The following is a 12461-nucleotide window of genomic DNA, read 5'->3' on the forward strand; positions in this document are numbered from 1 at the left end:
AATACAAGGGGAGGAGATACCAATTAAGCTTCAGAGAGACTTTTCCGAATTATCTATGATGAGCAAAACAGATTGGGAGGACGGGGAACTTCATTATTTTCAGCATGCATTATCACAAATACTTCCATATATAAATTCTGAAGGACTTACAATCCTTCACGAGATAAATAAAGAAATGTTCCAACGCATAGAAAAAAATCAGGACATCCATTTGGATTAATCCTGATTTTTCGTTATAAAAATTGCATCATTTTTTGATGTGACACAGGGAATGGGTAATTATCAATATCTTCTTTAGAAACGAATGTTAATGAATCTTTATTTAAATAATGTTGAGAAGTACTAGCTTTCTTTATATTCATTTTCCATATAATATGACTAAATGTATGTTTCAGATCGCCGCAATCTGATTCTATTTGTAATTCAATTCCATATTTATCATACATCCATTGTTCCAATTGATTTATACTTACTTCTTCTAGAGGGACCATTGGAAATTGCCATAAATTTGCTAATAACCCTTGATCACTACGTTTTTCGATTACATATTCACCTTGATCGTTTTGAATGAGCAAGACAATATACTGTTTTATTTTTTGCTTTTTTGCTTTTTTCTTAATTGGTAATTGTTCTTGGATTCCATATTGAAAAGCTTGACAGTGTTCCATTACAGGGCAGAACATACATGTTGGTTTTTTTGGTGTACAGATTGTTGCACCTAAGTCCATAATGGCTTGATTAAATGAGGAAGGATCTTTATGGGATATAATTTCTCCAACATGGTGCTCTATTTCTTTTTTTGTTGATTGCTTGGCAATATCATCTTCTATCTTTAAAATTCTAGAGAACACTCTAAGAACATTTCCATCCACTGCAGGAACGGGATGATCAAAAGCAATGGATAGTATTGCACCCTTTGTGTACGGACCAACCCCTTTTAAACTTGCTAATTCCTTTTCATTATCGGGAATTTTACCATGATATGTATTTACAACTTCACGAACTGCGGTTTGTAAATTTCGTGCACGGGAATAGTAACCTAAGCCTTCCCAAGATTTTAATACGTCTTGTTCATCTGCTTCGGCTAAATCATAAACTGTTGGATATTTCTCCATAAAGCGATTAAAATAAGGTATAACTGTATCTACCTTGGTTTGTTGTAGCATAATTTCTGATACCCATGTTTTATAAGGATTTTTTTCTCTTCTCCAGGGTAGATCACGTTTATTCAAATAATACCATTCCAGTAAATCGGATTGAAAAACTGGAATGTTAAAATGTTGTAACCTTTTATTCATCTTTTTCCCACATCCTTTGTGTTACAATAACGTCTAGTTTGACTTTAATTACTGGTAAATTTAAGGAGGATAATCTTATATGGACACTGGTACGCATATAGTTATGGGTGTTGCATTAGGCGGACTAGCAACAATCGACCCTGTAGTGCAAAGTAACCCTACACTATTTCATGCTGTATTAGTTGGTACCGTTGTTGGGTCTCACGCCCCTGATTTTGACACGGTGTTTAAACTAAAAAATAACGCTACTTATATCCGACACCATCGAGGAGCCTCTCATTCACTACCAGCAATTATCATATGGAGTTTTCTCGTATCCGGATTAATATATTTATTTGTACCTGAAGTTAATTATTTGCATCTTTGGTTATGGACTTTATTAGCAGTCGTTATCCATGTGTTTGTCGATTTATTTAATGCATACGGCACACAAGCATTTCGTCCATTCTCTAAAAAGTGGATAGCCAAAGGGTTCATTAATACATTTGATCCCTATATTTTCTTTTTAAATGTTGCTGGAATAGCAGCTTGGGCTTTGGGTGCCAATCCTGGCATTACTTGGGTAATCATATACTCAGTCATTGTACTATATTACATTAAACGGTATATGGACAAAAGAGAAATCGTAAAAAAAATTCATGAGTATTATCCAGAAACCGTTTCTGTTGTTACCTCTCCTACACTAAAACAAAATTATTGGCGTGTAGCTATAACCACTCCCGATCGGTTTTATGTAGGCAGAGTAGAGGATCGTCACATTGAAATAATCGATGAATTTCTACGGGTACCGCTTCCAGAAAGTGACATTATGGATGTTGCCAAACAAGATAAAAATATCCAGTCTTTCTTGAACTTTTCTCCCATTTATCGTTGGGAAATTTATGAACAAAAAGATGGATCAACGGAAGTTAGATTTATTGATTTACGTTATCGTTCAAAAGATTACTATCCATTCGTGGCTGTTGTACAAATTAATGCGAATTTAGAAATTGTCACTTCGTATACAGGATGGATATTCTCAGAAAGAAAATTACAAAGTAAATTAGTTCCAAGTGATTCTTCCCCATAAAAAGGATGGTTAGCTTTTCTACTAACCATCCTTCTATAATGAAATTGATTCGTTATCCTAACTTTTTACCTAAAAGTGAAATAGGCAATGCTTCGATTTCTTCACGTATTTCATCTAATAAATTTATACGATATCCCCAAGCAAATACCCCATTAATATAATCAATTTTAAATGTATATCCTGGTTCCATCTTCAATTGATAAATTTCATCTTTTTTAAATTCATCTGGATTTAATGTATATGCTAATGCAACTTGCATTTTCCGCTCATATATTTGTACTTCAGAAACGTTACCAAGTTGTTCGGCTTTCTGTGCTTTTTCTTTTAATTCCCCAATTTCTCGGTGCAATTGTTCAATAGAATAATCACTATAACGAAAATTCATTTTTCTTCCTCCTATTCATCCTATCTAATTGTATCAGCAATATTATCTGTAAACCATTCATTTTACTCATCTTGAAGTTCTTGCTCTATAAACTGATTTATCATATCAAATGAAAATCCTTTACGATATAGTCCTTCCATTACTTTTTGTTTTAAGGTAAAGCCACTATGTTTTTTTTGATATTTATACATAAGTTTCTCCCCTTGGAGTTGTAGAACTTCCCACTCACGATCCGTATCTTTTGTCGTGTCCATTTCTTGAATAACGATACTTATTACTCCTGAATCAAATCCTTTTTGCATCAAATTTTGCTTTATTTGATCCATTCTTTTTTGATGGGAATCTTTTGATTTTGATTGAAGTTTTTTATTAATTAATTTTACTACCTTCTGTTTCTGATCTGCTATTGAATATTGTTCGAGAGCTATTGTTATTTTACTCCCCTCTACACCCTTTTCATATAATTCTTGTTGTATCATTTTTGGTCCTTTAGAAGATGAATTCATACGGGAGCGCACAAACATCAGTGCAAACTGTTGATCATCCACCCATTTTTCACGTTTTAAACGTTTAATAATTTCATCAATATGTGTACCATCCACTTCTTTTTTTTGTAAATAATCTCTAACTTCTTTTTCTGAGCGCATTCGATAGCTTAAAAAGTGTATAGTAAGGGTATATGCTTTATGTAATGTATCTTTTTGCTCGAGAATTGAAATCATTTCATCCTCAAGCTCCATTCCTTTAGAAAGACGATATTCAATTAGTACCGCTTCATCCACACTAAAACCATATGCATCACCTTCAGGAGTTTGCAAAAAGATATTATATCGGTTTTTATGTTTTTTTTGCGTTGTAATACGAGCAATTTTTTTCATTGGTTATTCACCTCTTTATACATCATAGCAAAAACTACGATACGAATGAACTAATATATAAAGGAGGCTATCATATATGAAATATGCTTTAATAAGTGGTGGAACAGGATTTCTCGGTTCTGAAATAACTAGCCAATTACAAAATCAGGAATATCACGTATATATACTTACTAGGTCCGTAGAAAATAAAGTGAACACTTCTACATCGACTTACATAGATTATACTGTTCAAGCTGATTCTCTACCTATATTTGAATGTGTAATTAATTTAGCAGGTGAATCATTGTTTGGATATTGGACTGAACAAAAGAAACAATCTATTCTCGATAGTAGATTAAAAATAACTAACCATCTTATACAATTAATGAAAGAGATGAATACCAAACCAAAAGTATTTATCAGTGCTTCTGCAGTTGGATATTATGGCATGACGGAGGACTTAATCTTCACTGAAAAAACTACCGAAGCTGCTGATGACTATTTAGCTACTGTAACCGAAAAATGGGAAGAGACTGCAAAAACTGCACAATCTTTTGGGATACGGACGGTCTATACAAGATTAGGAATATTGCTAGGAAATAAAGGTGCATTTCCAATGATGAAGTTACCAGTTCAACTTTTTGCTGGAGGTAGAATTGGTAATGGTGAACAGTGGTTATCTTGGATTCATATTGAAGATGCTGCTCAATTAATTTTATTCTGTATACACAATAGTACAGTTACTGGTCCTATCAATGTAACTGCACCACAACCAAAACGTAACAAAGATTTTATGAAGATTGTTGCTGAAGTATATAGAAGACCATATTGGATCCATGTACCTCGTTTAGTTATGGAAATCACGTTTGGTGAAATGGCACAACTAATAACAAAAGGACAGTATGCATATCCTCAAAAAGCGATCGATCATGGATTTAATTTTAAGTTTCCAAAGTTACAACAAGCAATAGAAAATATCAAAGAGACAAAATCATAATGTGAAACTTCATTCAATAGGGTTTTGGTTCTTCCTTTACAGGCGGTTTCCCCCCACACATGCCTCTTTAACAATACCAAATAGTCTTGAAGCGAGGGTAATTACATGCGGGATGAAAATTTTATAATTTCTTCACAAAAAAGGGATTCCCTTTTTAAAAAAAAGGTTGTAAAATAAAACTACTAAAAAGATGAAAGAGATGAATCGTATAGAAATTTCAAGCAGAATTAAATAGGGAAGGCAAATGGTGCGCCACCGGGTACTACCTGGTTCTAGTGGGTTCGATTCCCACCCCGAATTTTTGTTGAGATCTATAAATGAAAATTCGAGGGTGGGCAACTCACAGATTCCTTATTATATTGGCATCTGTATATACCCACCTGGAATAAGGAGGGTATTTTTTATGCTAAAAATACGTGATTTACAGGAGGTGCCTGTACTTTTTGAACTTATGGCGCACCCGGAAGTATTCCCTTTTGTTAGGCATAAAGCATCAACATCAGATGAGTTTTACTTTTTAACGAAACAGACAATAGAAGCAGAAGACAGAGGGGAATTAATTTCTCGTACGATAGTTGATGAATATCAACAACCCATCGGTACAATCAACCTATTTGATATAGAGGATAACTATGGTTTTCTTGCTACATGGATAGGCGAGCCTTACTTTGGCAAAGGGTATAATCGTCCAGCAAAAGATGCTTTTTTTCATGAACTTTTTATGGAAAAGGCAATAGATGGTATCTTTATGAAAGTTCGCAAATCAAATGAACGTTCCAAAAAAGCAGTATTAAAATTACCTTATATTACTTTTGCAAATGATATTTATCCACAAATGTATCAACGAGTAAATGGTTCTGATGATATTTATGATTTATTTGTTATTACAAAAGAGCATTACTTTTCTTATCAACAATTCCAAATGGATACTACTGCAGAGAGTACTGGGGAAGAAGTATCTTAAGTTCTGGAATTACCCTATTAACAAAGTCGTGAGATAGTTGATTTTGTATAAAACTTCCAGTGTTGGATATGCTACTGATAAAGTGAGGGATGCTATATGGTAAAGCAACGATCTTCGGAAAAAGAAAAATTTCTTTCTAAAACACAAGAAGTCTTGTATGCAAAAGAATTCAAGCGTGCAAATCAAGTGTATGATCAATTCTCTCAAAGAAAAAGTCGAAGCTAAAAAGCTTCGACTTTTTCTTTGAAATACATGAATCTTTTTTTAAAATGAATCGTACTAATACTAATGAATATAAGAAAGTGAAGTGATACATATAATGGAAGAATTATTAGAATATCTACCAATTATTTTACCTTTTGTTGTCATACAAATTATTTTAATGATTATAGCACTCATTGATTGGAACAAAAACAAAGAATCATTAGACGGGAAGCTAGTTTGGTTAATCGTGATTATCTTTCTTAATATATTTGGTCCAATTATTTATTTTCTCTTTGCAAGGAGGAATAAAGAATGAATTTGTTAACCGTTAATCAGTTGACTAAAACATACAAAGGAAAAACTGTAGTTGATCATGTTGATTTTAAAGTTCCCGACAACGCTTGTGTTGCACTAATTGGTCCAAATGGTGCTGGAAAAACGACCACGTTAAAAATGCTAGCTGGGTTATTACAATCTACCTCTGGAGATATTATTTTTCATAATCGCCCTAAAAAAGGAGATTTCCGAAATTATATTGGCTATCTACCTCAATATCCTACTTTTTATTCGTGGATGACCGGATATGAATTTCTAGTATACTGCGCAAAACTTTGTCTTCTATCTCCAACAGCAGCTAAATCACGTGCTAAGGAGCTTTTACAAAAAACCGGTGTTTATGAAGCCAAAGATAAACGAATAGCTAGTTATTCAGGTGGAATGAAACAACGCCTTGGGATTGCTCAAGCAATTATTCATCAGCCAAAGTTGTTATTATTAGACGAGCCCGTATCTTCCCTAGATCCTATTGGTAGAAGAGAGATACTCTCTCTTATGGAAGAGCTAAAAAAAGATATGTCCATCTTTTTCTCTACCCATATATTACGAGATGCTGAAGAAGTAAGTGACGAGCTCATCCTTTTACATCAAGGAAAGGTTATTGAATCTGGTTCTATTCGTAACCTACAAGATACATATCAAACTTCTATGATTAAATTAGAATTTCAAGACAGCTTAGAGATGTATCAAGAAAAAGTAAGTCAGTTATCTAATGTATCCGACACGTATATTGAAAAGAATGCATTATGGGTAACAGCAATCGACATACCGTCTGCTCGAGAAGAAATATTATTAAAAGCAGCCACTCATAACTGGGACTTAACAAATTTTTCAATAGATAGAGCTTCTCTAGAGGACATGTTTATGAAGGCGGTGAACCGATAATGCAGTGGAACACTCTATTTCAGAAAGAAGTTGTAGAAAACTGGAGAAATAAAAAATGGATTTGGTTTCCGCTAGTTATCATTTTATTATCGATTTTAGATCCGGTCACTAATTACTTCTTACCACAAATTTTAGATGCAGTTGGTGAGATGCCTGAGGGTATGAAATTCATTTTACCTGAATATACAGTACCTGAGGTGGTGATGATGACACTTGGTCAACTTAGTAGCTTAGGTGTGTTAGTAATCGTTTTTATGGCTATGGGGATTATTGCAAATGAACATAAAAGTGGTGTATCACAAATTATCTTAGTAAAACCTATTGATCATCACTCATATGTAACTGCAAAATGGGCTTCTTTACTTTTATTGGTATGGGTATCTTGGATATTAGGTATGCTTGTAAGTTGGTATTATATTTATTTGTTATACGGGGCTTTATCGTTTAGTCATCTCGTACAAACTATTTTTTTCTATGGACTATGGCTATCCCTTGTCGTTACTGTAGTTATTTTTTACAATACATTTGTAAAAACACAAGGTCTAATTGCGTTTCTATCCATTGCGAGTCTAATGATGCTTTCAGGACTAACGACAATTTTCCAAAGTGCACTGAAATGGAGTCCTGTTCATTTATCTGCTTACATTAAACTAACCATTGAACAAGGTTCCATCCATACCGATCTAATATATACCGGTATGACTACCATTATAATTATAGCTATATTACTGCTACTTTCTGTAATACTTTTTAGAAAACAACAATTAGAGAAGTAAAAAGAACAAAAGCGCAAGCCACGTTTAGAAACGTAGCGAGTGGAACGAATCAACTGAGATAAAGGAATCACGGTGAGGAACGAGCGATGATGACTTATCGTAGGGCGATTTCGTGAAGTCGCCTAGTTTCTGGGCGCTGGAGCTGGACGTGGCAATTTCCGTCTACGAAAATATACGGTTTCAAATTTTTATACTCTCTTAGCTCTTAAAGTAAAACTAACATTCAGTAGAGAAAGTACACAGACCCTCACTGAATGTTAGTTTTACTAGAGCATGAACTTAAGAGGCCTTTAAACTCATAATCACACCTATATGAGTTTAAGGGCCTCTAAGCTTGAAGTGAGCTATTACTCCTACAACACATATCTTTTAGCAAAACTTATCATTTATATCTTCTTATACTTTTTGAACAACCGTCATTCTTTTTATAAATAGATAGCTAAACATATACAGTACTACTCCAATAAGGAATAAGATAAAGAATGTCAGCATTGAAAGATCTGGTAATATATTTGCAAAAGCATCGATTAGCCATCCATCAAATAGTCCGTATAAGGCCACTACTAAAAATGCTGCTAAGAATAACCCACCACCAATTAATCCGGATCGATAAAAAATTAAACCTACTAAAAATAATAATGCCATAAGAAAGAACATAAAAAAGGTATCAATAATAGTTCGTGTTAACCAATTATCTGTCAGTAACATTGCTGGATGAGAAAAGATAAAGTTGGATACCCCGAATAAATGATGCGTACCCTCTGTAACGAGTTGTAACGTGTTTCCTGCAATCGACATAAACAAAGAATAACCTAAAAAGAAATAAAAATAACTAAGAAAAATATTATTACGGATTGCCCCCATTTTTAAACCAAATGGTATATCCTTTTTCACACTTTGAAATGCTATAATACAAACATTGGTATATGTGGCAAATGGCATTGCCCAATAAAACTCAGTCGCACCTACATCAATTAAAAAATAAGCTAATACGCTTAATGCAACAAGTATAGAAATTAGAATCGACCAAAATATCTTTGAAGTACGCATTATATCTTGCGTATAGTAATATAATAGCCCTTTTACCTGATTATTCATCTTCTATGCCCCTTTCCTTTCTGTTAAGTGAATCATTAATTCCTGAATAGGAACTCCTTCCACTTGTAACCCTGCTGCCTTTGCTTCTTCTTTTGTACCGTACGTATATGCCATCGAGTTGCCAGCCAAATCTTTTCTTTCTATTACTTCTTTTCCTTGTAAATAAGCATCTACCTTAGTTGTTGGACCTGTAACAGCTACTGTTTTATCTCTCAATACTTCAGAATCCTCTTGTAAGACTAACGAACCTTCTCGCAAAATTAACACTTCCTCAAACATTAAACTAACTTCATCAATTAAGTGAGTAGAAAATATAAACGTTCTCTGATATTCTTGATAATCCTCTAACAACAACTCATAAAATCGTTTACGTGAAGGAGCATCCATCCCAATATACGGTTCATCAAAAACGGTAATCGGAGCTCTACTTGCTAAACCTACAGTGATTCCTAATGCGGACTCCATTCCTTTTGATAATGTTTTTACTTTTAATTTTTTTGTTAAATTAAACTCTTTCAATAGTTGCTCCGCAAAATTTTGGTTCCAATTAGGATAGAAAAAGGAGAATATCTTAAGCACGTTTTTGATCGTAATCTCTTTTGGAAAGTTATTTGATTCTTTAACTAAACAGATCGATTCCGTTAGCTTTTGCTTATCGAACGGGCTTTCCCCGTCTAATTTAATTTCCCCACTAGTTGCAAGGATTTGGCCGCTAAGAATATCCATAAATGTTGTTTTCCCAGCTCCATTCCTACCTAATAAGCCATAGATTTTATTTTTTTCAAGTGTAAAAGTGACATTATCTAAAGCATATTTTTCACCATACTTTTTACTAAGGTTATTTACTTCAATCTTCATTAACATTATCCTCCCTTTTCCACATTTCCAATATTTCATCTTCATCCATACGAAGCTTTCTTGCCTCTCGCTTTAATGGAAGCATATAGTGATCATAAAATGTTTGCTTTCTTTTTTCGATTACAATATCTTTGGCTGAATCTGTAACAAACATGCCTACTCCTCTCCTTTTCACCAAAATTCCCTCTGCCACCAATTCATTTATCCCTTTACCAGCAGTAGCAGGATTAATTTGATAAAAGGCGGCAAATTCATTAGTGGATGGTACTCGATCTCCAGATTTATAGGAACCATCCATGATCGAATCTTCCACGTGGTCTTTTATTTGTAAAAATATAGGTTTATTCTCATCCAGTTCTTTTCTCATTTTTAGTTCATTCCTTAATTGGTTAATTACTTATGTAACTAACCATATAACATTAATTTTTAAAAGTCAATCCCAATTTTTAATAAAGTTGTTTTTGCGAACATAAAAAAGACGGAAGCATGCGCCCCGCCTTAGTCTTCACCTATTTTTTTATCTTGCTTTTTCGGTAATCTTCCAGCTCGTTTTGTAGATTCTCGCAGTAAAAATTCTACGTGGCTATTTACACTTCGAAATTCATCATGCGCCCATTTTTGTAATACATCGTAAAGTTCTGGATCAATACGTAGAGGAAAGTTCTTTTTTTTTGGCATAAAAACCCTACTTATTGATACAAGGAACCTGTATTCACCACAGGTTGTGTCCCTTGATCGGATACAATGGAAACAAGTAAATTATTAATCATTGCTACACGTCTTTCATCATCCAAATCAACGATGCCATCTCTTTCTAGACGAGTAACTGCATCTTGCGCCATACCTACTGCTCCATCGACAATTTGTTTTCTCGCAGAAATAATTGCACTAGCTTGTTGACGCTGTAACATTGCTTGGGCAATTTCTGTAGAATATGCTAAATGCGTCAGTCTTGCTTCTATTACTTCTACACCTGCTACCTTCAACCGTTCCTGTAACTCTTGTGTCAATTCATTCGAGACCTCATCAGCGTTTCCTCTTAAGGTTAAGTCATTGTCTTCAAATGAATCATATGGGTACGTTGTTGCAACTGCTCGAATCGCAGTTTCACTTTGAATTTCTACAAATTGTTCATATTGGTCAACATCAAAAACCGCTTTAGCAGCATCGACTACTTTAAATACAACTACTGCCGCAATTTCAATTGGATTACCATTTACATCATTAACTTTTAGTCGATTACTATTAAAGTTACGAACACGTAATGAAATTGTCCTTCTTACAGAAAATGGAATAGTTACGACAATTCCTTCTCTTCGTACTGTTCCCATATATTTACCTAAAAATATTACTACAATTGATTGATTCGGCTGCACAATCGTTATTCCGCTAATTAAACATGCTGCAATTAATACAAGTAAAATTCCAATAATGAACTGCTGCTGAATAAATGCAAAGGCTCCAATTGCAATTAGTACGATAATAAGTCCTAAACCAACAATACCATTTAAACTCCATGCCTTTCTTTCTTGTATCATGAGATCACCTTTTCATATTATATTTATATTATTATGATATCACTTTTGTATAATAATGTAAATTAATATGTAATTGTTATCCCATAGATTCTCTTATAAACTTTTGAATTGGATTTTCTTCTGGAGTGATAACCATTGAATTTCCATCTGTTTCTAATACAATATTGCCAAGAGCGGCTGTGGAGTATATCGCAGACTTTACTGAATATAAATTTTCTATTACACGTTTAACTGGATGTCCATATCGATTTTCTTTACTGTACGTAAGTATAGAGATTTCTGGACTTACTTCCTGTAAGAATTTTAAAGATGAACTTGTTTTTGAACCATGATGACCAACTTTAATTACTTCAGCTTGAATATCATATTCCCTCATGATTTGTCTCTCTTGAGCTTTTCCCACGTCACTCATTAGAAGCATATCCATATCACCGTACGTTAATTTTAATACGATGGAGGATTCATTATTTGTACTAAAGCGGTGATAGCTATTCCACACATTTAATTCAATCATTGGATCAACTTCAATTGGTACGTCCTTTTCTGCTAAGTGTACAGGAATTTCAAGTTCGCGTAATTTATTGATGTAATTAGCAAATGTCTTTGTAGGATGCAATTTTCCAGTATCATAAGCCTCTCCTACCTCTACGGAATCCAACACTTTTAATAATCCACCTATATGATCAATATCAGGATGGGTTGAAATAAGTACATCGATTTGATTTATTTTTTGTTTTTTTATATAGTCCACGACCTTTTCTCCCGCTTCTGGAGGACCACCATCAATCAAAATGGTTCGATCAAGTGGTGTTTCAATTAAGATGCTGTCACCCTGACCAACATCAATAAAATGAACTCGCATGCCAGGAGCTTGACCTGCATACATAGATGCAGGATCTGCAAATAATATAAAAGGCAGTAATATTATTATCCATAGCTGTCTTTTCATCAATTAACACCTTCTAAACTTATTTGTCTTAGTGTTAACCTGTATGAACCATGTTATGAAAAGAGTAAAATGGAAATTAATATAATTAAGGTTAAATTATTCTAATGAATCAATTTCATAATTGCCAAGTTTCATTAAAAACCGAAAAATCAATAAGAGTATAAACATTAATGTCCGGGTTTCAGGCAATTCTTGGCTTTGATTGTAATGGAAGACGGCGACTCCTGCAGGAATAGCACGAGCTGAA

General features: G+C 33.9%; 16 protein-coding genes. 7 read left to right on the forward strand and 9 right to left on the reverse strand.

Annotated features, from left to right (window positions below):
• Nucleotides 1-233: 233 nt before the first annotated feature.
• The gene (gene mutY, locus ABC346_RS18155) at nucleotides 234-1298 is read right to left on the reverse strand and encodes an A/G-specific adenine glycosylase (RefSeq protein WP_413236181.1); all 1065 of its coding nucleotides are present in this window, start codon (nucleotides 1296-1298) and stop codon (nucleotides 234-236) included.
• Nucleotides 1299-1377: 79 nt separating this feature from the next.
• Here mutY and ABC346_RS18160 point away from each other — a divergent pair, with 79 nt between their 5' ends.
• Nucleotides 1378-2367, forward strand: coding sequence for a metal-dependent hydrolase (locus ABC346_RS18160; RefSeq protein WP_413236182.1), 990 nt, complete (start codon nucleotides 1378-1380; stop codon nucleotides 2365-2367).
• Between the two features lie 52 nt (nucleotides 2368-2419).
• On the opposite strand, the gene ABC346_RS18165 is transcribed toward ABC346_RS18160, so the two are convergent.
• The gene (locus tag ABC346_RS18165) at nucleotides 2420-2752 is read right to left on the reverse strand and encodes a YfhH family protein (protein ID WP_413236183.1); all 333 of its coding nucleotides are present in this window, start codon (nucleotides 2750-2752) and stop codon (nucleotides 2420-2422) included.
• 62 nt (nucleotides 2753-2814) lie between these two features.
• Nucleotides 2815-3630: a recombination regulator RecX gene (recX, locus tag ABC346_RS18170; RefSeq protein ID WP_413236184.1), complete on the reverse strand. Its 816-nt coding sequence runs from the start codon at nucleotides 3628-3630 to the stop codon at nucleotides 2815-2817.
• A gap of 76 nt (nucleotides 3631-3706) precedes the next feature.
• Here recX and ABC346_RS18175 point away from each other — a divergent pair, with 76 nt between their 5' ends.
• From ABC346_RS18175 to ABC346_RS18200, 6 genes are all read left to right on the forward strand, one after another.
• The gene (locus ABC346_RS18175; protein ID WP_413236185.1) at nucleotides 3707-4606 is read left to right on the forward strand and encodes a TIGR01777 family oxidoreductase; all 900 of its coding nucleotides are present in this window, start codon (nucleotides 3707-3709) and stop codon (nucleotides 4604-4606) included.
• Nucleotides 4607-5009: 403 nt separating this feature from the next.
• On the forward strand, nucleotides 5010-5570 hold the full coding sequence (locus ABC346_RS18180) for a GNAT family N-acetyltransferase (protein WP_413236186.1): 561 nt from the start codon (nucleotides 5010-5012) through the stop codon (nucleotides 5568-5570).
• 96 nt (nucleotides 5571-5666) lie between these two features.
• Nucleotides 5667-5795: a YfhE family protein gene (locus tag ABC346_RS18185; protein WP_413236187.1), complete on the forward strand. Its 129-nt coding sequence runs from the start codon at nucleotides 5667-5669 to the stop codon at nucleotides 5793-5795.
• 94 nt (nucleotides 5796-5889) lie between these two features.
• On the forward strand, nucleotides 5890-6090 hold the full coding sequence (locus tag ABC346_RS18190) for a PLD nuclease N-terminal domain-containing protein (protein WP_413236188.1): 201 nt from the start codon (nucleotides 5890-5892) through the stop codon (nucleotides 6088-6090).
• The gene (locus ABC346_RS18195) at nucleotides 6087-6995 is read left to right on the forward strand and encodes an ABC transporter ATP-binding protein (protein ID WP_413236189.1); all 909 of its coding nucleotides are present in this window, start codon (nucleotides 6087-6089) and stop codon (nucleotides 6993-6995) included. The genes ABC346_RS18190 and ABC346_RS18195 overlap by 4 nt, the downstream gene beginning before the upstream one ends.
• Nucleotides 6995-7771: an ABC transporter permease gene (locus tag ABC346_RS18200; RefSeq protein WP_413236190.1), complete on the forward strand. Its 777-nt coding sequence runs from the start codon at nucleotides 6995-6997 to the stop codon at nucleotides 7769-7771. The genes ABC346_RS18195 and ABC346_RS18200 overlap by 1 nt, the downstream gene beginning before the upstream one ends.
• A gap of 396 nt (nucleotides 7772-8167) precedes the next feature.
• Here the strand turns inward: ABC346_RS18200 and ABC346_RS18205 are convergent, their stop codons facing one another.
• The 6 genes from ABC346_RS18205 to ABC346_RS18230 all read right to left on the reverse strand — a co-directional run bounded on the left by ABC346_RS18205 (nucleotide 8168) and on the right by ABC346_RS18230 (nucleotide 12214).
• Nucleotides 8168-8869: a hypothetical protein gene (locus ABC346_RS18205; protein WP_413236191.1), complete on the reverse strand. Its 702-nt coding sequence runs from the start codon at nucleotides 8867-8869 to the stop codon at nucleotides 8168-8170.
• 3 nt (nucleotides 8870-8872) lie between these two features.
• A complete protein-coding gene (locus tag ABC346_RS18210; RefSeq protein WP_413236192.1) occupies nucleotides 8873-9727 on the reverse strand; it encodes an ABC transporter ATP-binding protein in 855 nt (284 codons plus the stop codon).
• Nucleotides 9717-10094 (reverse strand): GntR family transcriptional regulator, encoded by a 378-nt coding sequence (locus tag ABC346_RS18215; protein WP_413236193.1) that lies wholly within the window; start codon nucleotides 10092-10094, stop codon nucleotides 9717-9719. The genes ABC346_RS18210 and ABC346_RS18215 overlap by 11 nt, the downstream gene beginning before the upstream one ends.
• A 131-nt stretch (nucleotides 10095-10225) precedes the next feature.
• Entirely contained in the window at nucleotides 10226-10405 is a 180-nt protein-coding gene (locus tag ABC346_RS18220) for a type II toxin-antitoxin system antitoxin (RefSeq protein WP_413236194.1), read from the reverse strand.
• A gap of 11 nt (nucleotides 10406-10416) precedes the next feature.
• Nucleotides 10417-11265: an SPFH domain-containing protein gene (locus tag ABC346_RS18225; protein ID WP_413236195.1), complete on the reverse strand. Its 849-nt coding sequence runs from the start codon at nucleotides 11263-11265 to the stop codon at nucleotides 10417-10419.
• A gap of 76 nt (nucleotides 11266-11341) precedes the next feature.
• A complete protein-coding gene (locus ABC346_RS18230; protein WP_413236196.1) occupies nucleotides 11342-12214 on the reverse strand; it encodes a ComEC/Rec2 family competence protein in 873 nt (290 codons plus the stop codon).
• Nucleotides 12215-12461 lie beyond the last annotated feature (247 nt).

The organism is Oceanobacillus phoenicis (assembly GCF_047238145.1).
Taxonomy (GTDB): Bacteria; Bacillota; Bacilli; order Bacillales; family Amphibacillaceae; genus Oceanobacillus.

What these genes read in the sequence shown, in the direction of transcription:
- ABC346_RS18185 (WP_413236187.1), top strand. Translation starts at nt 5,667, where the DNA reads ATGGTAAAGCAACGATCTTCGGAAAAAGAAAAATTTCTTTCTAAAACA.
- ABC346_RS18195 (WP_413236189.1), top strand. Translation starts at nt 6,087, where the DNA reads ATGAATTTGTTAACCGTTAATCAGTTGACTAAAACATACAAAGGAAAA.
- ABC346_RS18160 (WP_413236182.1), top strand. Translation starts at nt 1,378, where the DNA reads ATGGACACTGGTACGCATATAGTTATGGGTGTTGCATTAGGCGGACTA.
- mutY (WP_413236181.1), bottom strand. Translation starts at nt 1,298, where the DNA reads ATGAATAAAAGGTTACAACATTTTAACATTCCAGTTTTTCAATCCGAT.
- recX (WP_413236184.1), bottom strand. Translation starts at nt 3,630, where the DNA reads ATGAAAAAAATTGCTCGTATTACAACGCAAAAAAAACATAAAAACCGA.
- ABC346_RS18180 (WP_413236186.1), top strand. Translation starts at nt 5,010, where the DNA reads ATGCTAAAAATACGTGATTTACAGGAGGTGCCTGTACTTTTTGAACTT.
- ABC346_RS18205 (WP_413236191.1), bottom strand. Translation starts at nt 8,869, where the DNA reads ATGAATAATCAGGTAAAAGGGCTATTATATTACTATACGCAAGATATA.
- ABC346_RS18190 (WP_413236188.1), top strand. Translation starts at nt 5,890, where the DNA reads ATGGAAGAATTATTAGAATATCTACCAATTATTTTACCTTTTGTTGTC.
- ABC346_RS18230 (WP_413236196.1), bottom strand. Translation starts at nt 12,214, where the DNA reads ATGAAAAGACAGCTATGGATAATAATATTACTGCCTTTTATATTATTT.
- ABC346_RS18220 (WP_413236194.1), bottom strand. Translation starts at nt 10,405, where the DNA reads ATGCCAAAAAAAAAGAACTTTCCTCTACGTATTGATCCAGAACTTTAC.
- ABC346_RS18175 (WP_413236185.1), top strand. Translation starts at nt 3,707, where the DNA reads ATGAAATATGCTTTAATAAGTGGTGGAACAGGATTTCTCGGTTCTGAA.
- ABC346_RS18165 (WP_413236183.1), bottom strand. Translation starts at nt 2,752, where the DNA reads ATGAATTTTCGTTATAGTGATTATTCTATTGAACAATTGCACCGAGAA.
- ABC346_RS18215 (WP_413236193.1), bottom strand. Translation starts at nt 10,094, where the DNA reads ATGAGAAAAGAACTGGATGAGAATAAACCTATATTTTTACAAATAAAA.
- ABC346_RS18225 (WP_413236195.1), bottom strand. Translation starts at nt 11,265, where the DNA reads ATGATACAAGAAAGAAAGGCATGGAGTTTAAATGGTATTGTTGGTTTA.
- ABC346_RS18200 (WP_413236190.1), top strand. Translation starts at nt 6,995, where the DNA reads ATGCAGTGGAACACTCTATTTCAGAAAGAAGTTGTAGAAAACTGGAGA.
- ABC346_RS18210 (WP_413236192.1), bottom strand. Translation starts at nt 9,727, where the DNA reads ATGAAGATTGAAGTAAATAACCTTAGTAAAAAGTATGGTGAAAAATAT.